This window comes from Variovorax sp. AC103 (assembly GCF_979254005.1).
Window position 1 is genome coordinate 174,699 of the sequence record NZ_CEEDFC010000006.1, and the last position, 24,959, is coordinate 199,657.

The window sequence follows — 24,959 nt, forward strand, 5'->3', positions numbered from 1 at the left end:
CGTGGTCATCGCATGACCGCCCGCCCCGTCATCGTCACGCGGCCGGCACGCGAGGCTCAGCAATGGGTCAGCGACCTGCGCGCGGCTGGGGTGGATGCGGTGGCCTTGCCGCTCATCGCGATCGCGCCCGTTGCGGATGCCGAGCCCTTGCGCAGTGCATGGCGCCATCTCGCCGGCCATGCGGCGCTGATGTTCGTGAGCGCCACCGCCGTCGAGCATTTCTTCCAGCACAGGGACGCTGCTGTTTCATTGGCGGGCCGCCGCTTCTGGGCCACGGGCCCGGGCACCACGCGTGCCTTGCTTCGCGCCGGCGTGCCACCCGAATCCGTCGACGCACCGCCGCCCGAGGCCACGCGCTTCGACTCCGAGGCGCTATGGGAGCGTGTGCAGGCCCAGGTGTCGGCGGGCGTGCGCGTGCTGATCGTGCGTGGCGGCGACGAAGCCGGGCGCCCGACCGGGCGAGACTGGCTCGCGAACGAAATCGAGGCCGCGGGCGGCCTGCGCGACACCGTGGTCGCCTACCGCCGGCTGCCGCCGTTGCTGGACGACGCGCAACGCCGGCTCGCCGTCGACGGCGCCGAAGGCCGTGCGATCTGGCTGTTCAGCAGCTCCGAGGCCATCGGCAATCTGCAGCGCGCGATGCCCGGCACCGACTGGCATGCCGCCAGCGCCGTCGCCACCCACGCACGCATCGGCGAAGCCGCGCGGGCCGCGGGTTTCGGGGCGTTGCGTGTATGCACACCGCTGCAGGATGCACTGGTCGCGTCGATAGAATCCCTCGCATGAGCGCCGCGTCCCCGTCAGACGATCTTTCTTCTTCCGCCACCGCCGCCAACGCGCCGGTAGCGGCCACCGTGGCACCGCACCAGACCCCGGCCGCCAAGGCCGCCGCCGCCTTGCTGCTGTCGCGCCTCGGGCTCGGCGTGATCGCACTCGTGGCCTTGGTGGCCCTGCTGATGGCCATCGCGCTGTGGCAGCGGGTCAGCGGCATGAAGGAGCAGTTGGCGCGCCAGAGCGCCGATGCCCTGGCCCAGTCGATGGAAGCCCGCACGCTGGCACGCCAGGCCAGCGACACGGTGCGCGACGCCTCGGCCCGCGTGGCGCTGGTCGAGACGCGCGTGGCCGAAGTCGCGCTGCAGCGCTCGCAGCTCGAGGAACTCATTCAAAGCCTCTCGCGTTCGCGCGACGAGAACCTGGTGGTCGACATCGAGTCGGCCGTGCGCCTGGCATTGCAGCAGGCGCAGGTCACGGGCAGCGTCGAGCCGCTGCTGGCCGCGCTGAAAGCCGGCGATGTGCGCATCTCGCGCGCCGCCCAGCCCCGGCTGGCGCCGCTGCAGCGCGCCATGCAGCGCGACGCCGACCGCCTGCGCAGCAGCGCCAGCACCGACAACGCCGAGGCGCTGCAAAAGCTCGACGAACTCATGCGCGGCGTGGACGACCTGCCCACGCTCAACGCGGTGGCCGTGCGTGGCACCGGCACCAATGCCTGGCAGGCCGAGCCCATTCCCGCCGATGCGCCCTGGTGGCGCCGCGTGTTGCTGACCATCCGCGGCGAGGCTCGCTCGCTGGTGCGCGTGGGCCGCATCCAGAGCCCCGAGGCCATCCTGCTGGCGCCCGAGCAGTCGTACTTCCTGCGCGAGAACCTCAAGCTCAAGCTGCTCAATGCGCGGCTGTCGCTGCTGTCGCGGCAGATGGACGCCACGCGCAGCGAACTTGCGCAGGTGACGGCATCGCTCAACCGCTATTTCGACCCCGCATCGCGCCGCACCCAGGCCGCCGCCACGCTGCTGCAGCAGCTGCAGGCGCAGGTGAAGACAACCGAGGCGGTGCGCATCGAAGATACGCTCGCCGCGCTGACCACCGCCGCCGCAGGACGCTGACCACGAATGCGCGCAGCAATCTGGCTCCTCGCCCTGTTCGCCGTCGCCGCGGCAGTCGCCCTGTTCGCAGGCAACAACCAGGGCACGATCACCGTGTTCTGGCCGCCCTGGCGCGTCGATCTGTCGCTGAACCTGGTGCTGGTGATCCTGCTGGTGGCCTTCGTGCTGCTGCACACGGCGCTGCGCGCGCTGGCGGCGTTGTTCTCGCTGCCCAAGCAGGCCCGCCAATGGCGGCTGCAGCAGAAGGAGCGCACGCTGCACGCGGCATTGCTCGATGCGATGGTGCAGCTCGTTTCGGGCCGCTTCTCGCGCGCACGCAAGGCGGCGCAAGCCGCGCTCACGCAGGAAAAGACCCTGGCCGCGCTCGGCGCCAGCCTGCCGCAGGCGCAGCAGGTGCGGGTGCTGTCGCACCTGCTGGCGGCCGAGAGTGCGCAGGCCCTGCAGGACAAGCCGGCGCGCGACGCCCATCTGCAGCAGGCCCTGAACGAAAGCGCCGACCGCGCCGTGCTCGTCAGCCCCGAGACGCGCGAGGGCGTGCAGTTGCGCGCCGCCCGCTGGGCGCTCGAAGACCGCGACGCCGCCGCGGCGCTGGCAAGGCTGGAAGAACTGCCGCAGGGCGCGCAGCGCCGCACGCTGGCCTTGCGGCTGCGGCTCAAGGCGGCGCGCCAGGACCGGCGCACGCTCGAAGCCCTCGAAACCGCGCGCCTGCTGGCCAAGCACCGTGCGTTCTCTGAAGCTGCCGCACAAAGCATCGTGCGCGGCCTCGCAACCGAGCTGCTGTCGGGCGCGCACGACCCGGCGCAGCTGCAGCGTGCCTGGACCGAGCTCGACGCCAACGAGCGCGGGATGCCTGAGGTGGCGATCCATGCCGCGCAACGCATGGTCGCGCTGCGTGGCGACCTCGCGCTGGCGCGCGGCTGGCTGCTGCCGGCATGGGAGCGCATGGTGGCCAACCCGCGCGGCCTGGGCGACGCCCTGCGCGTGAAGCTGGCACGCGCGCTCGAGGCGGGGCTCGATTCGGTGGACGCCGACTGGCTCGCCCGCATCGAGAGCGCGCAACGCAACAACCCGCGCGACCCCAACCTGCAGTACCTCGCGGGCATGGCGTGCATGAAGCGCCAGCTGTGGGGCAAGGCCCAGCAGTTGCTGACGCAAGCCGGCCTGGGCCTGCAGGACACCGAGCTCTACCGCCGCGCCTGGCTGGCACTGGCCCAGTTGGCCGAAGACCGCGACGACACCGCGCAGGCCGCCGAGGCCTGGAAGCGCGCGGCGCAGGTCGAGCACAGCTGATCGGCTTCAGGGGCACGCGGCGGGCCCTCGGGTCTTTTCGCCCGATGGCTGCGATGGCTGCGTCACCGACGGCTTGCCGCTGCCGAAGATCCACCAGCTGAGGCCGGCCAGCACCCAGACGCCGACACCCCCGTAGAGCATCACCCACCCGAAGCTGTGCGCCAGCGCCGCATGCACGATGGCGCCGGACGGGTCCGCCTGCGACAGCGCCGGAAGAGCTTCGGCGAGCGCGGCGAAGTTGCCCGCCGCAATCTTCTGCGCCAGCGACTGCAGTTGCTGTGCATCGAACGACGTGGACAACGCGCCGCGCAGATGTGCATGAATGCCTTCGAGCAGGACGAAGCCCATCAGCGCGATGTTGACGGCCAGCGTGATCAGCCGCGCACTCATGTCCATGCCCGAGGCCATGCCCGCGCGCGCACCCGGCACCGAGCCGGTGGTGGTGTTGGTCACGGGCGTGTTGGTCAGGCCCAGCCCGATGCCGGCCAGCAGGCAGCCGGGCAGCAGCGTCATCCAACTCGCGCTGGCCATGCCGGCGCCGTGGCGCATGGCCATGAAGCCGAGCCCGATGACGAACAGGCCCAGGGGAATCACCACGCCGGGCCGATAGCGCAGCGACAGCCGCTCCGCCAGCGGCGGCAGCACGAGCGTGGGCAGCGTGTAGGCCAGCAGCGCGGCGCCCGTCGTGACCGCGTCGTAGCCGAGCGCGCCCTGGAAGTAGATCGGCAGGTAGATCATGAACGGCCAGAAGCTGAAGTTCATGCCGATGGAGCCGACGAGCGAGCCCGAGAAGTTGCGGATGCGAAAGACCGAGAAATCGAACATCGGGTGCGGGTGGGTCTTCTCTACCCACACGAAGAGGGCGAAGCTCGCAGCCGACGCGACCAGCACGCCGATGGACGTCGGGCTGGCAAAGCCGAGTGCCGGGCCCTGGGTGATGAAGTACGTGAGGCCCAGCACCGCGAGCGACAGCGTGACCATGCCGGCGAGGTCGAGCTTCTGCGCGTCGGGGTCGCTGGACTCCTTCACGCTGCCCAGCACCAGGGCCAGTGCGACCGCCGCCAGCGGCAGGTGGACCAGGAACACCCAGGGCCAATCGGTCAGCGCCGCGATCGCGCCGCCGACGATCGGCCCGAACCCCAGCCCCATGCCGAAGACAACGCCCCAGATGGCGAAGGCCCGGCTGCGCGCCGTGCCACCGGGGAACCGGTGCGAAAGCACGGCGAGCTGGCAGATCAGCATGGTGCCGCCCGCCAGGCCCTGCAGGAAGCGGCTGGCGATCAGCACCTGCGTGCTCTGAGCCAGCCCGCAGGCCAGCGAGGTCAGGCCGAACAGCGCCACGGACGCGACCAGCACGCGCTTGCGGCCGTAGCGGTCGGCCAGCGTGCCGGCGGCCATCAGCACCGTGGTGCAGGCGACGGTGTAGGCGTTCATGACCCACTGCATGTCGCTGAAGTCGGCGTGCAATGCGGTTTCGAGCGTGGGAAGAATGACCGGCACGCTGGAGATTTCCAGGCCGAACATCAGGGCGATGAGGCAGATCGCGGCGAGCGCGATGCGGCTCTTGCCGGCGAGGGACAAAGACATGGGAAGGGCTTTCAGAATCGGTTTCGGGCGATTCTGTGGAAACCCTCTTCATGATGGAAATGATTTGATTTCCTAGAATTCATTAGGAAACATCATTTATCTATGGCCATGGACTTCGACCCCTCGCTTCTGCGCGCCTTCGTGGCCGTCAAGGAAACCGGTGGCTTCACGCGCGCTGCGGAGAAGCTGCACCTGACGCAGTCCGCCATCAGCCACCAGATCCGCAAGCTCGAGGCGCAGGTGGGCCGGCCGCTGCTGCATCGCACGACGCGCCGCCTGACCGTGACCGAGGACGGCGAAGACTTTCTTCGCTATGCGCGGCAGATCCTCGACACGCTCGACGCCATGACGCTGCGCTTTCAGCCGTCGCCGATCTCGGGCGTGGTGCGCTTCGGCGTACCTGACAACTTCATGGGCGACCGGCTCGCGCCCCTGCTCTCGCAGTTCGCCCGCGCATTCCCTGCCACGCGCATGGAGGTGAGCGTGAGCATGCACCTCGACCTGCGCGCGATGATCCGCACGGGCGAGCTCGACCTGGCGGTGGTGATGTCGCCGCCCGGTTGCACGGAAGGCACGCGAATTCGGCGCACGCAGCTGGTGTGGGCAGCGGCCGGGACTTTCGAGGTGCCTGCCGGTGCATCGCTGCCGCTGGCCTTTTTTCCGAAGCCCTGCGTCCACCGGGAGGTGGCGGCTGCGGCGCTGGACGCCGCCGCAGCAGACTGGCATGTGGTCTTCACTTCGGCCAGCCAGCACGGCATTCGCGCCGCCGTGCTGGCGGGGCTGGCCGTGACGGTGCTCACGCGCGAGGAGGTGGAGCCCTGGATGAAGATCGTCGACGGCCGCCATGGCCTGCCGAGCTTGCCGAGCGTGGATTTCTCGCTGATCTGGAGCGAAGCCGGCAAGACCGAATGCGCCTGCCGCTTCGGCCAGCTGATCCTGGAAATGCCGGACCTGCCGGCCCACGGCAAGGCATAAAAAAACGGCGCCGAGTGGCGCCGTTTTTCAGTGGCGAGCGTGTGCTGCTCAGAGCGTGCGTTGCTGCTCCGCGCCGGCGGCGGGTTGCTCGAACGGCAGCGACATCGCGCCGAGGTCGCGGCGGGTTTCCACCAGCACCAGCGGGCCTTCGTCGAGCGTCACCACGGGCGGACGTTCGCGCGGCACATGCACCGGCTTGGGCTCGGCGGCAATCGCGGCGCGCGCCTGAGCGATGCGCTCGGCGTCCGAGTTGACCCATTGCAGGCCCGAGCTCTCCGCGATCTGTGCGAGTTCGCCCAGCGGCAGTTCGAAGGACTGGACCTTCGGCAGCGCACGGCCATTGGCGACCGAGGGAGCGGCTGCGGGCGCGGCGGCAGGTGCCTTGGCGCTTTCGACCGCGATCGGCGCTGCAACAGGCGCTTGCACCGGTGCGGGTGCAGGGCGTTCGGCGCGAGGCTGCTGCGGTGCGGGTTCGCGCTCTTGCGGCGCTGCGACGGCAGCCGCTTCGGAACGTTCCGACACCTGCTGCACGGGCTCCTGGCGGGCGGCGGGTGCTTGCTGCGTTTCGACGGCTTCCGCCGCGATGACGCCGAGCACGCCTTCCGCGACCGGTGCGTTGGCCGCGGCGGCTTCGCTCTCGTCGCGCGGACCACGCTCGCGGCGGTCACGGCCGTAACGGTCACGCGAACGGCCGCGGCGCTCGTCGCCGTCGCGGCGCGGTGCCTGGTCGTTGTTGCCGTTGGCGGCGTCGTTGCCTTGATCGACATCGGCTGCCGCGGCTTCGGCGCCACGGGCGTCGGCTTCGGCTTGCGGTGCCTCGTCGCGGCGTTCGCGGCGGCCGTCGTTGCGGTCGCCACGCGGTGCGCGCGGCTCGTCGCGGCCGTTGCGCGGCGCACGTTCGCCCTGCGCGGCGCCTTCGCCGGCTTCGGCGCTGCGTTCGCGCGGCGCACTGCTGTCGCCGTTGCGTTCGCCGCCACGTTCTGCGCGGTCGCCGCGCTCGCCACGTTCACGGCGGGCACGGGGTGCGCGCTCGGTCACGTTGCCTTCTTCGCCTGCGCCGGGAGCCAGTTGCTGGGCTTCGGGGTTCACGTTGCCGTCGAGTGCTTCCGCCGGCAGGTTGCGGCCTTCACGGCCTTCGCCTTCGCGGCGCTCGCCGCGACCACCGCGGCGTTGCTCGCCTTCGCGCGATTCACGCGGTGCGCGCGCCTCACGCGGCTCGCGGGGTTCGCGCTGCTCGCGTGGCTCGCGTGGCTCGCGTTGTTCACGCGGCGCGCTGGTGCCGTCGGCGCGCAGTTCGGCGGTGCGGCCTTCGCGACCCTCACGGCCTTCGCGTCCTTCACGGCGCTCGCCGCCGCGTCCGCCACGGCGTTCGCCGTCACGACCGCCCGAACGTGCGCCGTTCTCGCCACGACCTTCACCGCCGCGGCTCTCGCCGCCGCGGCCTTCGCCGCGTCCGCCACGGCGCTGTTCGCCGTCACGTGCGCCGCGTGCTTCGCCATCGCGGCCCGGGCGACCGTCGCGGCGGGGCTTGGGCGGCTCGACCGGAATCACCGCCGGCGCGGGTGCCGGGGCAGGTGCCGGCGTGCCGCCGAACAGGCTCTTGATCCAGCCCATGAAGCCGGTCTGTGCCGGCACCGGTGCGCTCACCACGGGCGGCGCGACGACCGGTGCGGGTGCGGCTGCGACAGGCGCGCGCACGGCTTCCGGCTTGGGCGGCACCACGGGCGCGGGTGCGTCGGGCAGCACGCCCTTGATGACCGGCGTCTGCTTGTTGGTGGGCTCCTGCGAGCGGCGCGTGACGGCCGTCGGGTCTTCGATCTCGTCGGCCATCTTGTAGCTGGCTTCGATGTGGTCGAGGCGAGGATCGTCGTGCTTCAGGCGCTCGAGCTTGTAGTTCGGCGTTTCGAGCGTCTTGTTGGGCACCATCAGCACGGTGACGCGCTGCTTGAGCTCGATCTTGGCGATTTCGGGGCGCTTTTCGTTCAGCAGGAACGAGGCCACCTCGACCGGCACCTGGACGTGCACGGCGGCCGTGTTGTCCTTCAGGCACTCTTCCTGAATGATGCGCAGGATCTGCAGCGCGCTCGATTCGGTGTCGCGGATGTGGCCCGAGCCGCCGCAACGGGGGCAGGGGATCGACGAACCTTCGCTCAGCGCCGGCTTCAGGCGCTGGCGGCTCATTTCCATCAGGCCGAACTTGCTGATCGAGCCGAACTGCACGCGGGCGCGGTCCTGGCGCAGCGCGTCGCGCAGGCGGCTTTCGACTTCGCGGCGGTTCTTCGACTCGTCCATGTCGATGAAGTCGATGACGATCAGGCCGCCCAGGTCGCGCAGGCGCATCTGGCGGGCCACTTCGTCGGCGGCTTCGAGGTTGGTGCGGGTCGCGGTTTCCTCGATGTCGCCGCCCTTGATGGCGCGGGCCGAGTTCACGTCGACCGAGACCAGTGCTTCGGTGTGGTCGATCACGATGGCGCCGCCCGAGGGCAGCTGCACGGTGCGGGCGTAGGCCGACTCGATCTGGTGCTCGATCTGGAAGCGGCTGAACAGCGCCGCGTCGTCGCGGTAGCGCTTCACGCGGGCGGCATGCTCGGGCATGACGTGCGCCATGAACTGCTGCGCCTGTTCGTAGATGTCGTCGGTGTCGATCAGGATGTCGCCGATGTCGTGATTGAAGTAGTCACGAATGGCACGGATGACGAGCGACGATTCCTGGTAGATCAGGAAGGCGCCCTTGCCGCCCTTGCCCGCGCCGTCGATGGCGCCCCAGAGCTTGAGCAGGTAATTCAGGTCCCACTGGAGTTCGGGCGCCGAGCGGCCGATGCCGGCGGTGCGCGCGATGATGCTCATGCCCTTCGGGTATTCGAGCTGGTCCATCGCCTCCTTGAGGTCGGCCCGGTCTTCGCCCTCGATGCGGCGCGAAACGCCGCCGCCGCGAGGGTTGTTGGGCATCAGCACCACATAGCGGCCGGCCAGCGAGATGAACGTGGTGAGAGCCGCGCCCTTGTTGCCGCGTTCTTCCTTTTCGACCTGGACGGTGAGCTCCTGGCCTTCGCGGATCGCGTCCTGGATGCGGGCCTGGCTGGCCGACACGCCTTCGGCGAAGTACTGCTTGGAGATTTCCTTGAACGGCAGGAAGCCGTGGCGGTCTTCGCCGTAGTCGACGAAACAGGCTTCGAGCGAAGGCTCGACGCGGGTCACGACCGCTTTGTAGATGTTGCCCTTGCGCTGTTCGCGCCCTTCGATTTCGATTTCGTAGTCGAGCAGTTTCTGCCCGTCGACGATGGCCAGGCGCCGCTCTTCAGCTTGCGTGGCATTGATCAGCATCCGCTTCATGATGCGTTGTCCTTATATGTATCGTTCTACCGGCCCGTGAAGGGCCAACGATGCACGGACGACGCCCGCGAAACCAGGGAATTGCCGCTTGGGCCCCGGATGCTGTCACTGCCGCGCCAGGCGCGAGCAGGCCTCTCGAGCGTTAACTCAAGAAGACAGCCGGGGTGGGGGCGCGTGGATGGGCGCGAGCCAGGTTCGGTGTTGAGTAGCTATCTTTTTGATAGCCGGTTGCGCAAGGGTGGCGCGCGCTACCGATAGTTCAATGCCTGAGGCCGCTGGTCGAAACCAGGCGGGCCAGCGCAGGCAAATTTGAATCAGCAGCATCAACACAACAAGGGACTCGCTTCGATCCGCCTGCAGCTGGATCAGCTGCAGGCTGGGTATTCCGTATCGGTGTTTCGTGGGTGTCGGCTTGACTTGGGCGCCTGCTCTGCCACTTTGCGCAATTGCGCGGGGTTTGCAGCTGGGCGCCGAAGCGGCATCGACCTCACAGCGTGGTCCTGGGTGTTTGATGGCAGTGGACTAAACTTCTGTCTAATCAAGCACTTACATGACCGCGCTGGTGAAAAACATTATAGGTGCGAAGCAGGGCCCCACGGCTGCTCCAAATCCCGCAGACCGAAAAGCCCCGGATGACGCCGCAGCGCCCGCTTCGGCCATCAAGTTCCTCACGGTCGACGCCGAATCCGCCGGGCAGCGGCTCGACAACTTCCTGTTCCGCCATCTGAAAGGCGTGCCGAAGACACACGTCTACCGGATCATCCGGTCGGGCGAGGTGCGCATTAACAAGGGCCGGGTGCAGGCCGACACCCGCATCGAGGCCGGCGACGTGCTGCGGCTGCCGCCGATCCGGATTTCGGCGCGCGCGGAAGAGGGCGCCACCCCGCCCGCGCCGGCGCGCGAGTTCCCCGTTTTGCTGGAAGACGATGCCGTGCTGGCCCTCGACAAGCCGGCCGGCGTGGCCGTGCATGGCGGCAGCGGCGTGAGCTTCGGCGTGATCGAGCAACTGCGCACCGCACGCCCTGGCGCCAGGTTTCTGGAACTGGTGCACCGGCTGGACCGTGAAACCTCCGGCATCCTGCTGGTCGCCAAGAAGCGCAGCGCGCTGGTCGCGTTGCAGGAGCAGTTTCGCGAGCGCGAGACCGGCAAGACCTACCTGGCGCTGGTCGAGGGCGCCTGGCCCGCCAACAAGAAGGTGCTCGACGCGCCGCTCGCCAAGTATTTGCTGCCCGACGGTTCCGGTGCGGGCGCCGGCGAGCGCCGCGTGCGCGTGGTCGCCAAGGACCACCCGGACGCCATGCGCGCCGTCACGCTGGTGCGGGTGCTGGCGCGGCTCACGCTGCCGGGCGATGCCGGCCCGCTGTCGCTGCTGGCGGTCACCATCAAGACCGGCCGCACGCACCAGATCCGCGTTCACCTCGCGTCGGCCGGCCATCCGATTGCCGGCGACGACAAGTACGGTGAGTTCGAGCGGCAGCGCGCGCTGCAAAAGCTCGGGCTCAAACGCATGTTCCTGCACGCCTGGCGACTGCAGTTCAACCATCCCGCCAGCGGCGAGCGCGTGGCACTGCAGGCCGACCTGCCGCCCGAACTCCTCGCGCTGATGCCGCCCGCCGCCCTCGAGGCGCTGGCCCAACACCCCACTTCCACGGCCCATGACTGAATCTTCCAGACCTCTTCGCTTCGACCTGATCGCCTTCGACTGGGACGGCACCCTCTACGACTCCACGCGCCTGATCGTGCGCTGCATCCAGGCCGCGGTGGTCGACGTCGGCGGCGCCAAACCGAGCGAGAACGACGCCGCCTGGGTCATCGGCCTGGGCCTGGCCGAGGCGCTCGCGCGCGCGGCGCCCGATGTGCCGAAGGAAAAATACCCTGAGCTCGGCGCGCGCTACCGCTACCACTACCTGCAGCACCAGGACGACCTCGTGCTGTTCGACGGCGTGCTGCAGATGCTCGATGCCTTGCGCGCACGTGGTCACAAGCTGGCGGTGGCCACGGGCAAGTCGCGCCGCGGGCTCAATGAAGCGCTCAAGTCGGTGGCGCTGCGCGACCGCTTCGAGGCCTCGCGCACCGCCGACGAAACCTTCGGCAAGCCGCATCCGCGCATGCTGCTGGAGCTGATGGAAGAACTCGACGTGACCGCGGAACGCACGCTGATGATCGGCGACACCACGCACGACCTGCAGCTCGCACAGAACGCTGGCGCCGCCGGCGTGGGCGTGAGCTACGGTGCGCATGAGCCAGCCAGCTTCGACGAATTCAAGCCGCTGCATGTCGCGCACTCGATTGCCGACCTCCAGGCGTGGCTCCTCGACAACGCCTGAGAATTGCGTCATGAGCGAAGAACGCATTCCGCTGTGCAATGCCGCGGACCTGGTCGAAGGCGGCCGGGCCGTGCCTTTCGATGTGGTCCGCGGCGGCGAAACCTGCCGCGCCTTCGCGGTGCGTTTCGAGGGGCAGCCGCATGCGTTTCTCAACCGGTGCAGCCATGTCGCGATGGAGATGGACTTCCAGCCCGACCGCTTCTTCGACGACACGGGGCAATGGCTGCTGTGCGCCACGCATGGCGCGGTCTACAGGCCCGACACCGGCGAATGCGCGGGCGGCCCTTGCCGCGGGGGGCTTGTGAAGATCGCCTTGAGCGAGCATGACGGCGTGGTGCACTGGCATACTGACTGGAACCTCCACCCCCTGAGCTTCTGACATGACCGACCCGACCCGAACAGAACCCGAAGGGTTCGAACCATTTGAGCCGGTGCCCCCCAAGAACATGGCCAAAGATCCCACGCAACGTCCCGGCTGGGAGCGCGCCACGCTCGAAAAGCTGGCTTTCGCCGCACTGAACGAACAGAAGGCCTCGCGCCGCTGGAAGACCTTCGTGCGGGTGTCCTGGCTCGCCTTCTTCATCTTCCTGGCCTGGCTCGCGCTGTCGCGCAGCGCGCCGAGCACGGCCAAGACCACGGCCCACACGGCTGTCGTCGAGATCAAGGGCGAAATCGCCAATGGCGGGGACGCGAGCGCCGAGTTCGTGGTGGCCGCCATGAAGACGGCCTTCGAGGACGAGGGCGCCAAGGGCGTGATCCTGCTGATCAACTCGCCCGGCGGCAGCCCGGTGCAGGCCGGCATCATCAACGATGAAATCAAGCGCCTGAAGGCCAAGTACAAGAAGCCGGTCTACGCGGTGGTCGAAGAAACCTGCGCCTCGGCGGCCTATTACATTGCCGCTTCCGCCGACAAGATCTTCGTCGACAAGGCCAGCATCGTCGGCAGCATCGGCGTGCTGATGGATGGCTTCGGCTTCACCGGCGTGATGGAAAAGGTCGGCGTCGAGCGCCGCCTGCTGACGGCCGGCGAGAACAAGGGATTCCTCGACCCGTTCAGCCCCATGAGCGACGCACAGCGTGCCCATGCGCAGACGATGCTCAACCAGATCCACGCGCAGTTCATCAACGTGGTGAAGACCGGCCGCGGCGACCGCCTGAAGCTGGACACGCCCGGCCTGTTCAGCGGCCTGTTCTGGAGCGGCGAGCAAGCGGTTGAATACGGCCTGGCCGACCAACTGGGCAATGTCGACTACGTGGCCCGCGAAGTGATCAAGGCCGAAGAGGTGATCGACTACACGCGGCGCGACAACGTGGCCGAGAAGCTGGCCAAGAAGTTCGGCGCCGCCATGGCCGAAACCACGGTGCGCCTGATGCACACCGCGCCCGCGCTGCGCTGATCGCTTACTTGTCTTCGCCGCTGGCGGTGTAGCGCGCGGAGGCTGCCAGCGCCGCGGCGAAGACCACGACCACATAGAGCGCGGCGGTCAACGAGGTCGCCCGCGCCAGCAGCCCGATCACCGCCGGGCCTGCCATGAAGCCCACATAGGCCACGGCCGACACGGAAGCAATGCCACGCGCCGGCGCCACGCCCGGCACTTTCGCCGAGGCGGAGAACAGGATGGGCACCACGTTCGCGAAACCCACGCCCACGCCCGCGAAGCCGACCAGCGCCAGCCAGGGCAGGTCGGTGTTCAGCACCAGCGTCATGGCCGCAGCCGCCAGCAGGCCGCTGCCGAGCAGCAGCGAGGTCGGTGCGAAGCGCGCGCGCATGGCGTCGCCGCCGAAGCGCGCCGCCGCCATCGCCGCCGAGAAGCTCGCGTAGGCCAGCGCGGCCTGCTGCTGCGGGCTGCCGACTTCCTGCTGCATGTAGAGCACGCTCCAGTCGTAGATGGCGCCTTCGGCGATGAGCCCCAGCGCGGCGAGCACGCCCAGCACGGCGAGCACGCCGTGCGGTACCAGGAAGCCATGGTTGGCTTCGGTGGCGCCGCTGGTGGCGGGCCGGGGCAGCATGCGCGTCGAGGCGACGGCCACCACCAGCACCATCACCGCGGAGACGATCAGCAGGTGCGCCTGCGCGCCGAGCCCGGCGGCGAGCGCCGCGCTGCCGCTCGCCGCGCCGGCCATGCCGCCCAGGCTGAACATGCCGTGCATTCCGCTCATCAGCGGGGTGCCACCGTGCAGTTCGAGCTGCGCCGCCTCGGTGTTGATCGACACGTCGAACACGCTGGTCACGAGTCCGAAGGCGGCCAGCAGGCCGAGCAGGGCGGCGTAGCCGGGCATCGCGATCAGGCCGGCCAGCAGCAGTGCGTAGATGCAGCCGCACAGGCCGGCCACGCGGCGTGGCCCGTAGCGGCCGAGCCAGCGGCCCGCGCTGGTCAGGCCGATCATCGCGCCTGCGCCAGCCGCGAGCATCGCCAGGCCGAGTTGCGCCTCGTCGATGCCGTAGTGCGCCTTGACCGTGGGCACGTGCACGCCCCAGGTTGCGAAGATGAAGCCGGCGGAAAAGAACTGCGCGCGCGACGCCCAGCGCGTGGTTGCGGTGACGGCCAGCATGTTCAGCGGCCGATCGCGAACACGGCGGGCAGGCGCTCGTCCGTGGTGCCTTGCGGCTTGGCGCGCCAGGATTTCACGGTCTCGCTGCGCACGTGGGCGCTCGAGAGCGTCAGTCCGCGCGCCACCGCGAGCCGGGTGTTGTGCTGCAAGGTCTGCACGAGCGCTTGGAGCAGCGCCGCGTTGCGATAGGGGGTTTCGATGAACAGCTGCGTCTGGCCCGACTTGAGCGCAAGCGCCTCGAGCTCGCGGATGCGCGTCTGGCGCTCGACCGCGTCCTGCGGCAAGTAGCCGACGAAAGCGAAGTTCTGGCCGTTCAGTCCGCTGGCGGCCAGCGCCAGCAGCAGCGAGACCGGGCCGGTCAGCGGCACCACCTCGATGCCCAGTTCATGCGCGGCACGTGCCACCGAAGAGCCGGGGTCGGCCACCGCCGGCATGCCGGCTTCGCTGAGCAGGCCGATGTCGTGGCCTTCGAGCGCGGCGGCCATCAAGGGGCGGGCGTCGAACTGGCCAGCGTGGTCGCCTTTCTTGTGCACTTCGCGCGGCAGTTCCTGGATGGTCTGCGCCTGCAGGGGTGCGGCCAGCGGCGCGACGGCGTCGATGCGCTTCAGATAGGCGCGCGCGGACTTCGCGTTCTCGCAGATCCAATGCGTGATGCCGGCGGCGGTCTGCAGCGTGCCCAGCGGCAGGGCGTCCTGCAGCGGGGCTTGGACGTCGCAGCCGAAATCGAGCGGCGCGGGCACGAGGTAGAGCTTTCCTTTGGCTTGTGTCACAGCAGGTCGACTCCCGCGGCGCGCAGCATCCGGCAGGTGCGGATCAACGGCAGGCCGACCAGCGCGGTCGGGTCGTCGCTGTCGATGGCGCTCAACAGCGCGATGCCGAGGCCTTCGCTCTTGGCGCTGCCGGCGCAGTCGTAGGGTTGCTCGGCTTGCAAATAGTGTTCGATGGCGGCGTCGGTCAAGTCGCGGAACACCACGCGCACGGGAGCGATGTCGCGCTGTACAAAGCCTGTGGCATGGCACACGACGGCCACGGCCGTCTGGAAGACCAGCGTCTGGCCGCGCATCCGGCGCAGTTGGGCGGTGGCGCGGGCATGGTCGCCGGGTTTGCCGAGCGCCTCGCCGGCCAGGTCGGCCACCTGGTCGGAGCCGATGACCACGGCTTGCGGAAAGCGGGCGGCCACGGCGTTGGCCTTTTCCAGCGCCAGACGCACGGCCAGGTCGTGCGGCGTTTCGCCGGGCAGGGGTGTTTCGTCGACTTCCGGCGACTGCACGTCGAAGGGCAGTCGCAGTCGGGTCAGCAGTTCGCGACGATAGCGCGAGGTCGAGGCGAGGATCACAGTGCGTTGCATGGCCACGATTGTGCGTGAGCCCGCCTGGCCCCTCTGGCTTGTCCCGAACCAGTGAGGCGGCAGGCGCGATAGACTGGCGCGGATGAAGAGAGAATTTGCCCCCGAACGGCTCAATGTGCCCGGTTTCACCGCCGCCGCAGCCACCCTGGAAGCCGCCGACCCGGTTCCCAACTATGCACGCCTGGTCGCTGAACTGGCGGCTCCGGCGCCCGATGCCGTGGTCCACTGGACGGCCAGCGGGGAAGAGCGCCCCGGCGCGGACGGCAAGCCCGTGGCCTGGATGCACCTGGAGGCCGAAGCTGTGGTGCCGCTGGTCTGCCAGCGTTGCCTGTCACCGGTCGACACCGAGATCTTCGCGGACCGCTGGTTCCGTTTCGTGGCGGACGAGGCCACTGCGGAGGCGGAAGACGATGATTCCGATGAAGATTTGCTCGTGCTGAGCCGGGATTTCGACCTCCACACGCTGATCGAGGACGAGCTGCTGATGGAACTACCCGTCATGCCTGTTCATGACGTCTGCCCGGTCCCGGTCCAGCTGTCGTCCAGCGACGAGGACTTCAGGGCCGCCGAAGAAGCCAAGCCGAACCCCTTTGCCGTGCTCGACGGATTGCGCGCGCGCAGGCCCGAAGATGGTTCGAAAGAGGGCAAGTAGCCCTTTCGCTCAGGCTGGGCTATAATCATGGGCTTCGCGCGCGCCGCCGTGAGCAGCAATGCAGACAAGGACATTCCATACATGTCGCTGCATTGCCACCGCTTGAGCCCGCATCCTTTCACTCACATCACAGTCCAGGAGCCATCATGGCCGTCCAGCAAAACAAGAAGTCGCCTTCCAAGCGCGGCATGCACCGTTCCCACAATGCGCTGGTCGTGCCCGGCATCGCCGTGGAACCGACCACCGGCGAAACGCACCTGCGTCACCACATCAGCCCCAACGGTTTCTACCGTGGCCGTCAGGTGCTCAAGAACAAGTCCGAAGCCTGATCTCGCATCCCAAGGCCAAGGCCCGAAGCTACTTCTGCCGTAGCGTCGGGCCTTTGTTTTGATGGCTACGCCTTCTTCCCCCGAAATCACTGCTGCGCCTTCCGCAATCACGCTCGCCGTGGATTGCATGGGGGGCGACCATGGGCCGCGCGTCACGCTCGCGGCCTGCCGCGCGTTTCTCGAGCGGCATAGCGAGGCCTCGCTGTTGCTGGTCGGTGCGCCGGCCGCACTGGCGGGCTTTGCCGCGCATCCGCGTGCCCGCATCGTCGCTGCAAGCGAAGTGGTGGGCATGGACGACCCGATCGAGATTGCGCTGCGCAAGAAGAAAGACTCTTCGATGCGCGTCGCGATCCAGCAGGTCAAGGATGGCGCTGCTCAAGCCGCCATCTCGGCCGGCAACACCGGTGCGCTCATGGCGATCGCGCGCTACCTGCTCAAGACGCTCGACGGCATCGATCGCCCCGCGATTGCCCCGCAGCTCCCCAACGCCAAGGGTGGGGCGACGACCGTGCTCGACCTGGGTGCGAACGTCGATTGCGACGCAGAAGACCTGCTTCAGTTTGCCGTGCTCGGCTCGGCGTTGGTCTCGGCTTTGACGGGCAACGAGTCGCCTTCGGTCGGTTTGCTCAATATTGGTGAAGAGGCGATCAAGGGCAGTGAAACAATCAAAAAAGCAAGTCAACTGCTGCGTACGGCCGCCAACTCCAAGGATCTCAACTTCTTCGGCAACGTGGAAGGCAATGACATCTTCAAGGGAACGACCGATATCGTCGTCTGCGACGGCTTCGTTGGAAATGTGGCGCTGAAGGCCAGCGAAGGCGTTGCTTCGATGATTGGTGAATTCATTCGCGTCGAGTTTTCGCGAAATATCTTCACCAAAGCGGCTGCGATCGTGGCTTATCCGGTGCTAAAAGCCTTTAAAAGCCGCTTGGATCATCGTCGATACAACGGCGCGGCACTGTTGGGGTTGCGCGGCCTGGTGTTCAAGAGCCATGGTTCTGCGGATGAAGTGGCTTTTGGGCACGCGCTGGATCGCGCTTATGATGCCGCTCGCAACAACCTGCTCGATCGCGTGCGGGCCCGCATCGCCCACGCCGCGCCTTTGCTCGCGCGGCAGGAACCGGCGGCGCCGGTCGACGCGACGGCCCTTCACGTTTGATGACTCCTTATTCACGCATTACCGGCACCGGCAGCTATCTGCCCCCACGCCGCGTGACCAACGACGACCTCGCCAAGGAATTGGCAACGCGCGGCATCGAGACCTCCGATCAGTGGATCATCGAGCGCACTGGCATCCACGCACGGCATTTCGCCGCGCCGGACGTCACCAGCAGCGATCTCGGCTTCGAGGCTGCCAGGCATGCCCTGGAGTCCGCTGGCCGCAAGGCCAGTGACATCGACCTGATCATCGTCGCGACCTCGACGCCCGACATGGTGTTTCCGTCGTCGGCCGCCATTCTTCAGCACAAGCTCGGTATCGCGGGGTGCCCGGCGTTCGACGTCCAGGCGGTCTGCAGCGGTTTTGTCTATGCGTTGACCGTCGCCGACGCGATGATCCGCACCGGCACCGCGCGCTGTGCGCTTGTGGTCGGCGCCGAAGTGTTCTCCCGCATCCTCGACTTCAACGACCGCACGACCTGCGTGCTGTTCGGTGACGGCGCGGGTGCGGTGGTGCTTGAAGCCAGCGAGCAGCCCGGCATCCTGGCCAGCGACCTGCATGCGGACGGCAAGCACGTCGGCATTCTTTGTGTGCCGGGCCATGTGTCCGGCGGCAACGTGCTGGGCACGCCGCTGCTGCACATGGACGGCCAGGCCGTCTTCAAGCTCGCGGTTCGCGTGCTCGAAGAAGCGGCGCGTGCCACGCTGGCGAAGGCTGGAAAGACGGAGGCCGACATCGACTGGCTCATTCCTCACCAGGCCAACATCCGCATCATGGAAGGCACGGCCAAGAAGCTCAAGCTGCCGCGCGAAAAGCTGATCGTCACGGTCAACGAGCATGGCAACACCTCGGCCGCCTCGATTCCGCTGGCGCTCGACGAAGCCGTGCGTTCCGGCAAGGTGAAGAAAGGCGAAACCCTCATGCTCGAAGGCGTGGGCGGCGGCTTCACCTGGGGCGCAGTGCTCCTGAATCTGTAGTGTGTTGCGGCGGCCCGAAAGGGGCTGCTGCATTCCAGACGACACATCCAAAATGAAATCCTTTGCTTTTGTCTTTCCGGGTCAAGGCTCGCAAGCGGTCGGCATGCTCGACGCCTGGGGCGATCACCCCGCCGTGGCCGAAACGCTGCGTGAAGCCTCCGATGCGCTGGATGAAGACATCGGCGCGCTGATCAAGAACGGCCCCAAGGAAGAGCTGGCGCTCACGACCAACACCCAGCCCGTGATGCTGGTGGCAGGCATTGCCGCGTGGCGCGCCTGGCTCGCCGAAGGCGGGGCGACGCCTTCTGTCGTGGCCGGTCATTCGCTCGGCGAGTACTCGGCGCTGGTGGCTTCGGGCGTGCTGACGCTCTCGCAGGCGGCGCCGCTCGTGCGTTTCCGCGCGCAAGCGATGCAACAGGCTGTGCCTGTGGGTGTCGGCGCGATGGCGGCGGTGCTCGGCATGGAGTCGGGCAAGGTGGTGGCGGGGTGCGCCGAAGCCACGGCAAGCTTTGGTGCCGGCAGCGCCGAAATTGTCGAGGCCGTGAATTTCAACGACCCGATGCAAACCGTGATCGCCGGCAGCAAGGCTGCGGTCGACAAGGCCTGCGAACTGCTCAAGTCCAATGGTGCCAAGCGAGCGCTGTTGTTGCCGGTGTCGGCGCCTTTCCATTCGAGCCTCATGAAGCCCGCGGCGCAAGCGCTGCACGAAAAATTGGCCTCGATCGCGCTGGCCGCGCCTCGGATTCCCGTGCTGAACAACATCGACGTCGCTGTCGAGACCGATGCGGATCGCATCCGCGACGCCCTGGTGCGCCAGGCGGCCGGCCCGGTTCGTTGGGTCGAGAGCGTGCAGGCCTTGAAACTGCGCGGTGTAGCCTCCATCATCGAGTGCGGCCCCGGCAAGGTGCTGGCCGGCATGGTGAAGCGCATCGCCCCCGATCTGGAGTCCGCGTCGGTGTACGACCCGGCCACGCTCGCGGACACCCGACAATCGCTCGCCGGCTGAACGGCGCCAAGGCCTCGACACTTTTTTCTTTATGAGCATTCCCAAATTCGAAGGGCAAGTCGCCCTGGTCACCGGCGCAACGCGCGGGATCGGTGCGGCCATTGCGCTGGAACTGGCCCAACGCGGCCTCAAGGTCGTGGGCACCGGCACCACTGACGATGGCGCCGCCAAGATCACATCGGCGCTCAGTGCCTTCGACGGACGCGGCCGTGCGCTCGACGTGAATGACGGCGCCGCCGTCGAAGCCCTGATCGACGAGATCGTGAAGGCCTACGGCGCAATCCACGTGCTGGTCAACAACGCCGGCATCACGCGCGACACCCTCGCCATGCGCATGAAGGACAGCGACTGGGATTCGGTGCTCGACACCAACCTCAAGGCGGTCTTTTGCCTTTCGCGCGCCGTGATCCGTCCGATGATGAAGCAGCGCTATGGCCGCATCATCAGCATCACCAGCGTTGTCGGTGCATCCGGCAATGCCGGGCAGGCCAATTACGCCGCCGCCAAGGCCGGTGTCGCGGGCATGACCCGTGCGCTGGCCCGCGAGCTCGGCAGCCGCAACATCACGGTCAACTGCGTCGCACCCGGCTTCATCGAGACGGACATGACGGCCAGCCTTCCCGAAGCCCAGCAACAGGCGCTGCTCCAGCAGATCCCGCTGGGGCACCTCGGCAAGCCGGCGGACATCGCGCACGCAGTGGCCTATCTCGCATCGCCCCAGGCGTCCTACGTCACGGGGCAGGAGCTGCACGTCAACGGCGGCATGCACATGTAGCCGCAAGGCGCAATCTTTTCCCGCACCGGGTGCACGGCAAATGCCACAATGCGCCCGGCTAAAATCCACAGATTACCTACAACCCTCAGAGGGAACCAAATGAGCGATATCGAAGCACGTGTCAAGAAAATCATCGCCGAGCAACTCGGCGTGGAAGAGTCTCAAGTGACGAATGAAAAGGCCTTCGTGGCCGACCTCGGCGCTGACTCGCTCGACACGGTCGAACTCGTGATGGCACTCGAAGACGAGTTCGGCATCGAGATCCCCGACGAAGATGCCGAGAAGATCACCACGGTGCAAAACGCCGTCGACTACGCCACCAAGAATCAAAAGGCCTGACAGGCCAGCTGACCACACTGCAACTGCGGCCGGCGGCTTTTCTTTAAACCGCTCGCGCCGACAGGCAACTGTTCAGCGCTTCCAGAAAGGTTTGCCGGCATGACCAAACGCCGCGTCGTCGTGACCGGGCTCGGTTGCATCGCTCCTGTCGGAAACACCGCAACCGAATCCTGGGCCAACCTGTTGGCCGGGAAGTCGGGCATTGCGAACATCACCGCGTTCGATGCAAGCGCCTTCGCCTGCAAGTTCGCAGGTGAGGTAAAGGGTTTCGACATTACCCAATACATCTCGGAGAAAGAAGCGCGTCACATGGACCGCTTCATTCATCTGGGTCTCGCCGCCGCCATCCAGGCGGTGCAGGACAGCGGACTGCCTACCGGCGAAGCGCTGCCCTATGAAAAAGCCGTGCGCATCGGTTGCAACATCGGCTCGGGCATCGGCGGTCTGCCGATGATCGAACAGACGCACGGCGAACTGGTTGCTCGCGGCCCGCGCCGCGTGTCGCCGTTCTTCGTGCCGGCGTCGATCATCAACATGATCTCCGGCCACGTCTCGATCAAGTACGGCTTCAAGGGCCCGAACATCGCGGTCGTCACTGCCTGCACCACGGGCCTTCATGCCATCGGCACGTCGGCTCGCATGATCGAGTACGGCGACGCCGACGTCATGATCGCTGGCGGTGCCGAGTCGACCATCTCTCCGCTCGGCATCGGCGGCTTCACCGCGCCTCGCGCGTTGAGCACCCGCAACGACGATCCCGCCACGGCTTCGCGTCCCTGGGACAAGGACCGCGACGGTTTCGTGCTTGGCGAGGGCGCCGGCGTGCTAGTGCTCGAGGAGTACGAACACGCCAAGGCGCGCGGCGCCAAGATCTACGCGGAAGTCGCGGGCTTCGGCCTGACCGGCGATGCTTATCACATGACTGCGCCTGACGTCGACGGTCCCCGCCGTTCGATGGCCATGGCGCTGTCCAACGCCGGCGTCAATGCCGACGAGGTTCAGTACCTCAACGCGCATGGCACTTCCACGCAGATCGGCGACCTCAACGAGACCAATGCGGTCAAGCTGGCGTTCGGCGATCACGCGAAGAAGCTCGTCGTGAATTCGACCAAGTCCATGACCGGCCACCTGCTGGGCGGCGCGGGCGGCATTGAATCGGTGTTCACGGTGCTTGCGCTGCACGAACAGAAGAGCCCGCCGACCATCAACATCTTCAACCAGGATCCGGAGTGCGATCTCGACTACTGCGCCAACGAGGCGCGCGATCTGAAGATCGATGTCGCGGTCAAGAACAACTTCGGCTTCGGCGGCACCAACGGCACGCTGGTGTTCAAGCGCGCTTGAGCATTGCTTTTTCATGCACAGCGCACCGTCGGTGACTTATCCGGTGGGGCGCTCGCGGGGCGCCACCCGGATTCTCCTTGTCCTTTGGGCCCTGGGCGCTTGCTGCGCGGGCGCGTCCTGCTATCTGATCGATAGCAGCGGATGGCGCCAGCTGCTGCTCGTTTTCAGTGTCGTTTTCTCCGGCGTTGCGGCGGGCTTCGGTTTGCGGCGTGATGGCGTGGGCGTGCTGCATTTCGACGGGCTGCACTGGTCGCTGACGGGGGCTCATGCGTCCAGGGGCGTGCATGCCGCTCGGGTGCTGGTGGCGCTCGATTTCCAGTCCTTGATGCTGCTTCGGCTCAGCGAGCCGGGGCGTGCGCGCCGTTGGGTCTGGGCCGAACAGCGCGCCTTGCCCGAGCGCTGGCGCGATGTACGCCGTGCGGTATATTCGCGCCCCCCGTCCGCCGCGCCTGCGGGCGACACCTGGCGCGCGACGGCCCCTGCCGACGCGCCCTGAACTTTTGTCGATGACCACTTCTCCGCCGCCCGTGCCGCCGGATTCCGGCCTGACCGAGGCGCCCGAAGGGGCGCCTCGCCCGGGCGAGGTCGACTTTCAACTGGTTCAGCGCACTGTCGCAGGTGATCAGAAGGCGTTCGAACTGCTGGTGATCAAGTACCAGAGCCGCATCGAGCGCCTGATCGGGCGGATGGTGCGCGATGTCGACCTGGTCGAAGACATCGCCCAGGAAACCTTCATTCGGGCCTACCGCGCGCTGCACCAGTTCCGCGGCGATGCGCAGTTCTACACCTGGCTTTATCGGATCGCCGTGAACACCGCCAAGAAGGCGCTCGTGGACATGAAGCGCGATCCGACTGTCTCCGAAGCGGCATTGAGGCCGTCTTCTGATGACGACGATGAAACTTACCGTCCTGGAAACGAACCAACCACCGACGAAACCCCTGAATCCATCCTGGCGGCGAATGAAATCGCCAGCGCCGTCGAGGCTGCCATGGACGCCCTGCCTGCCGAATTGCGGCAAGCGGTGACGCTGCGTGAAATCGAGGGCATGAGTTACGAAGAGATCGCCGAGGTCATGGATTGTCCGATCGGCACGGTGCGTTCGCGTATTTTCCGCGCGCGTGAGGCCATTTCGGCCAGGGTCAAACCGATGTTGGACAACCAGTCCGGCAAGCGTTGGTAAGCAAGCAGGTGAATGAAATGAATCAGACGATGACGGTTCGTGAACAGGTGTCCGCACTTGCGGATGGTCATTTGCAGGGCGAGGCGTTCGCGCAGGCGATCGAATCGGTCTGTGCCGGTGGCGAGGCGCGCGCGGCATGGCAGGCGTACCACGTGGCGGGCGACGTGCTGCGCTCGGGTTCCCACGCGCCGTGCAGCGACAGCTCGGCGTTTCTCGCGCGTTTCCAGCAGCGGCTGGCGGCGGAGCCTGTGGTGTCCGTGCCCGCGGCGGTGCCGGTTGTCGCGCCGCTGGCGCTGCCGGTTCAGCGCAGGGCGGAAGCGGCGAACGAACCGGTGTTCCGCTGGAAACTGGTGGCTGGCGCCGCGTCGCTGATGGCTGTGGCCGCCATCAGCTGGACGCTGGTCGGCAACGGTGCCGCCGTGCCGCAAGCCGGTGCCCAGGTGGCGTCGGTGCAGCAACAACAGCAACCGGCGGTGAATTCGGTGCTGGCTGCGGCGGCCTTCGGGAGCGACCAGCCTGCTGCCAACACACTCACTCCGACCCGCGTGATCGTCGGCAACGGCAACCCGCAGGTCATGCTGCGCGATCCGCGGCTGGACCAGTTGCTCGAGGCGCATCAGCAAGCCGGCGGCGCATCGCAGATGCCTTCCGGTTTCCTGCGCAACGCGACCTTCGAGGGGCCGACGCGCTGACCGCGCGCGCCCGCAGCCGCCCGCAATGACCGTTCAGATGCCGATCTCCGCACGTGCCTGCGTGCTCGTGTTTGCTGCCTTGTGCCTGGCGCAGACCTCGACCGCGCAAACCCGCTCGGGTGCCGTTAATGCGAAGAGCCCTGCGGCAACGACCCAGACCGACGAACCACCGGCAATGAGCGTCACCGAATGGCTGCAGCGCATGCATGCGGGCGCTCGCCAGCGCAACTACATCGGCACCTTCGTGGTGTCGGCGCCGGGCGGTGACCTCTCGAGCGCGCGCATCTGGCATGTGCGTGACGGCGAGCACCAGATCGAGCGCATCGAGGCCCTGTCGGGGCCGCAGCGCTCTACCTTCCGGCGCAATCGCAGCGTCATGACCTTCCTGCCGGAAGCGAAGGTCGTCAAGGTCGAGAAGCGCGAGAACCTCGATCTGTTCCCCAATCTGCCGGACAAGCCCGATCTGTCGATCGGCGACTTCTACGACGTGCGTGCCGTCGGCAAGGATCGCGTGGCCGGCTTCGACGCCGACGTTGTGCAGCTCGTACCGCACGACGGGCTGCGTTTCGGCTATCGCATCTGGAGCGAGCGCCGTTCGGGTCTCGTGGTGAAGCTGCAGACCCTCGACAGCGATTCACGCGTGGTGGAGCAGTCGGCATTCTCCGAGCTGCAGCTCGACGCACCCGTCAAGGCGCAGGCGCTCTCGCAGATGATGGCCAACACCTCGGGCTACCGCGTCGAAAAGCTGGAGCTCGAGCGCAGCAATGCACAGGACGAGGGCTGGATGCTCAAGGCGCCCGTGGCGGGTTTCAAGCCCCGCAGCTTCTTCCGCCGACCGACGGCGGCCGGCGACAGCAGCGACAAGCCCAAGCAGGATGCGACCACCGTCCAGTGGACCTTCTCCGATGGCCTGGCCTCGGTGTCGCTTTTCATCGAGCGGTACGACGCGGCGCGCGCCCCGCGCGACGGCGTGTTGACGATCGGCGCGACGAATGCCATCCGTCGGCGCCTGCCCGAGCCGGCCAGCGACTGGTGGCTGACGGCCGTCGGCGAAGTGCCGCAGCAGACGCTCAACGCATTCGCGCAGAGTCTTGCGCGCACGCGTTGATGGCGGCAGGGTTGCGGACAATCGCCCATTGAGCATCCATCGCCGATTGCGCTGAACCAAGCACGCAGCGCAGACTCACAAACATTGTTTCCAGCCGCTCTGTT

The 24,959-nt window shown here is 67.4% G+C and carries 25 protein-coding genes; 20 read left to right on the forward strand and 5 right to left on the reverse strand.

Features of this window, described 5'->3' with window-relative positions:
• Positions 1-12: 12 nt before the first annotated feature.
• Genes AC0IYU_RS11250 through AC0IYU_RS11260 form a run of 3 tightly spaced genes read left to right on the forward strand, consistent with a single transcriptional unit; the run spans position 13 to position 3,170 of the window.
• A complete protein-coding gene (locus AC0IYU_RS11250) occupies positions 13-786 on the forward strand; it encodes a uroporphyrinogen-III synthase (RefSeq protein ID WP_472116530.1) in 774 nt (257 codons plus the stop codon).
• Positions 783-1,880, forward strand: coding sequence for a uroporphyrinogen-III C-methyltransferase (locus tag AC0IYU_RS11255; RefSeq protein ID WP_472116533.1), 1,098 nt, complete (start codon positions 783-785; stop codon positions 1,878-1,880). The genes AC0IYU_RS11250 and AC0IYU_RS11255 overlap by 4 nt, the downstream gene beginning before the upstream one ends.
• A gap of 6 nt (positions 1,881-1,886) precedes the next feature.
• A complete protein-coding gene (locus tag AC0IYU_RS11260; protein WP_472116536.1) occupies positions 1,887-3,170 on the forward strand; it encodes a heme biosynthesis HemY N-terminal domain-containing protein in 1,284 nt (427 codons plus the stop codon).
• Between the two features lie 6 nt (positions 3,171-3,176).
• Here AC0IYU_RS11260 and AC0IYU_RS11265 read toward each other — a convergent pair whose 3' ends face one another.
• Positions 3,177-4,757 carry an MFS transporter gene (locus AC0IYU_RS11265; protein ID WP_472116539.1) on the reverse strand — a complete coding sequence of 527 codons (1,581 nt, stop codon included), beginning with the start codon at positions 4,755-4,757 and terminating at the stop codon, positions 3,177-3,179.
• Between the two features lie 108 nt (positions 4,758-4,865).
• Here AC0IYU_RS11265 and AC0IYU_RS11270 point away from each other — a divergent pair, with 108 nt between their 5' ends.
• Positions 4,866-5,732 carry a LysR family transcriptional regulator gene (locus tag AC0IYU_RS11270; RefSeq protein WP_435483039.1) on the forward strand — a complete coding sequence of 289 codons (867 nt, stop codon included), beginning with the start codon at positions 4,866-4,868 and terminating at the stop codon, positions 5,730-5,732.
• Between the two features lie 48 nt (positions 5,733-5,780).
• Here the strand turns inward: AC0IYU_RS11270 and AC0IYU_RS11275 are convergent, their stop codons facing one another.
• Positions 5,781-9,065, reverse strand: coding sequence for an Rne/Rng family ribonuclease (locus tag AC0IYU_RS11275; RefSeq protein ID WP_472116542.1), 3,285 nt, complete (start codon positions 9,063-9,065; stop codon positions 5,781-5,783).
• Between the two features lie 562 nt (positions 9,066-9,627).
• Here AC0IYU_RS11275 and AC0IYU_RS11280 point away from each other — a divergent pair.
• The 4 genes from AC0IYU_RS11280 to AC0IYU_RS11295 are packed head-to-tail and all read left to right on the forward strand — an operon-like array spanning position 9,628 to position 12,789.
• On the forward strand, positions 9,628-10,728 hold the full coding sequence (locus tag AC0IYU_RS11280; protein ID WP_472116544.1) for an RluA family pseudouridine synthase: 1,101 nt from the start codon (positions 9,628-9,630) through the stop codon (positions 10,726-10,728).
• Positions 10,721-11,392 carry an HAD family hydrolase gene (locus AC0IYU_RS11285; RefSeq protein WP_472116546.1) on the forward strand — a complete coding sequence of 224 codons (672 nt, stop codon included), beginning with the start codon at positions 10,721-10,723 and terminating at the stop codon, positions 11,390-11,392. The genes AC0IYU_RS11280 and AC0IYU_RS11285 overlap by 8 nt, the downstream gene beginning before the upstream one ends.
• A 10-nt stretch (positions 11,393-11,402) precedes the next feature.
• Entirely contained in the window at positions 11,403-11,771 is a 369-nt protein-coding gene (locus tag AC0IYU_RS11290; protein ID WP_472116549.1) for a Rieske (2Fe-2S) protein, read from the forward strand.
• A 1-nt stretch (position 11,772) separates the two neighbouring features.
• Positions 11,773-12,789 carry a S49 family peptidase gene (locus AC0IYU_RS11295; RefSeq protein ID WP_435435246.1) on the forward strand — a complete coding sequence of 339 codons (1,017 nt, stop codon included), beginning with the start codon at positions 11,773-11,775 and terminating at the stop codon, positions 12,787-12,789.
• Between the two features lie 4 nt (positions 12,790-12,793).
• Here the strand turns inward: AC0IYU_RS11295 and AC0IYU_RS11300 are convergent, their stop codons facing one another.
• The 3 genes from AC0IYU_RS11300 to AC0IYU_RS11310 are packed head-to-tail and all read right to left on the reverse strand — an operon-like array spanning position 12,794 to position 15,293.
• Positions 12,794-13,945 (reverse strand): MFS transporter, encoded by a 1,152-nt coding sequence (locus AC0IYU_RS11300; protein ID WP_472116551.1) that lies wholly within the window; start codon positions 13,943-13,945, stop codon positions 12,794-12,796.
• A gap of 2 nt (positions 13,946-13,947) precedes the next feature.
• Positions 13,948-14,715 carry an SAM-dependent methyltransferase gene (locus tag AC0IYU_RS11305; protein ID WP_472116554.1) on the reverse strand — a complete coding sequence of 256 codons (768 nt, stop codon included), beginning with the start codon at positions 14,713-14,715 and terminating at the stop codon, positions 13,948-13,950.
• Positions 14,712-15,293 (reverse strand): Maf family nucleotide pyrophosphatase, encoded by a 582-nt coding sequence (locus AC0IYU_RS11310; RefSeq protein ID WP_472116557.1) that lies wholly within the window; start codon positions 15,291-15,293, stop codon positions 14,712-14,714. Before AC0IYU_RS11310 ends, AC0IYU_RS11305 begins: the two co-directional genes overlap by 4 nt.
• A gap of 82 nt (positions 15,294-15,375) precedes the next feature.
• Here AC0IYU_RS11310 and AC0IYU_RS11315 point away from each other — a divergent pair, with 82 nt between their 5' ends.
• From AC0IYU_RS11315 to AC0IYU_RS11370, 12 genes are all read left to right on the forward strand, one after another.
• Positions 15,376-15,945 (forward strand): YceD family protein, encoded by a 570-nt coding sequence (locus AC0IYU_RS11315; protein ID WP_472116560.1) that lies wholly within the window; start codon positions 15,376-15,378, stop codon positions 15,943-15,945.
• A 146-nt stretch (positions 15,946-16,091) separates the two neighbouring features.
• Entirely contained in the window at positions 16,092-16,274 is a 183-nt protein-coding gene (gene rpmF, locus AC0IYU_RS11320) for a 50S ribosomal protein L32 (protein WP_007830466.1), read from the forward strand.
• A gap of 61 nt (positions 16,275-16,335) precedes the next feature.
• Complete coding sequence (gene plsX, locus AC0IYU_RS11325; protein WP_472116563.1) at positions 16,336-17,433, forward strand: phosphate acyltransferase PlsX; 1,098 nt, start codon at positions 16,336-16,338, stop codon at positions 17,431-17,433.
• Positions 17,433-18,410, forward strand: a complete 978-nt coding sequence (locus tag AC0IYU_RS11330) for a beta-ketoacyl-ACP synthase III (protein ID WP_472116566.1) — start codon at positions 17,433-17,435, stop codon at positions 18,408-18,410. Before plsX ends, AC0IYU_RS11330 begins: the two co-directional genes overlap by 1 nt.
• Before the next feature lie 52 nt (positions 18,411-18,462).
• A complete protein-coding gene (gene fabD / locus AC0IYU_RS11335) occupies positions 18,463-19,416 on the forward strand; it encodes an ACP S-malonyltransferase (RefSeq protein WP_472116569.1) in 954 nt (317 codons plus the stop codon).
• A 31-nt stretch (positions 19,417-19,447) separates the two neighbouring features.
• A complete protein-coding gene (fabG, locus tag AC0IYU_RS11340) occupies positions 19,448-20,191 on the forward strand; it encodes a 3-oxoacyl-ACP reductase FabG (protein ID WP_435483052.1) in 744 nt (247 codons plus the stop codon).
• Positions 20,192-20,290: 99 nt separating this feature from the next.
• On the forward strand, positions 20,291-20,530 hold the full coding sequence (gene acpP, locus AC0IYU_RS11345) for an acyl carrier protein (protein ID WP_007830471.1): 240 nt from the start codon (positions 20,291-20,293) through the stop codon (positions 20,528-20,530).
• 99 nt (positions 20,531-20,629) lie between these two features.
• Positions 20,630-21,874 carry a beta-ketoacyl-ACP synthase II gene (fabF, locus tag AC0IYU_RS11350; RefSeq protein WP_435435255.1) on the forward strand — a complete coding sequence of 415 codons (1,245 nt, stop codon included), beginning with the start codon at positions 20,630-20,632 and terminating at the stop codon, positions 21,872-21,874.
• 13 nt (positions 21,875-21,887) lie between these two features.
• On the forward strand, positions 21,888-22,370 hold the full coding sequence (locus tag AC0IYU_RS11355) for a hypothetical protein (RefSeq protein ID WP_435435256.1): 483 nt from the start codon (positions 21,888-21,890) through the stop codon (positions 22,368-22,370).
• A 10-nt stretch (positions 22,371-22,380) separates the two neighbouring features.
• The gene (gene rpoE, locus AC0IYU_RS11360; protein ID WP_472116571.1) at positions 22,381-23,055 is read left to right on the forward strand and encodes an RNA polymerase sigma factor RpoE; all 675 of its coding nucleotides are present in this window, start codon (positions 22,381-22,383) and stop codon (positions 23,053-23,055) included.
• Between the two features lie 17 nt (positions 23,056-23,072).
• Entirely contained in the window at positions 23,073-23,747 is a 675-nt protein-coding gene (locus AC0IYU_RS11365) for a sigma-E factor negative regulatory protein (protein ID WP_472116573.1), read from the forward strand.
• Between the two features lie 25 nt (positions 23,748-23,772).
• A complete protein-coding gene (locus AC0IYU_RS11370) occupies positions 23,773-24,855 on the forward strand; it encodes a MucB/RseB C-terminal domain-containing protein (RefSeq protein WP_472116576.1) in 1,083 nt (360 codons plus the stop codon).
• Positions 24,856-24,959: the final 104 nt, after the last annotated feature.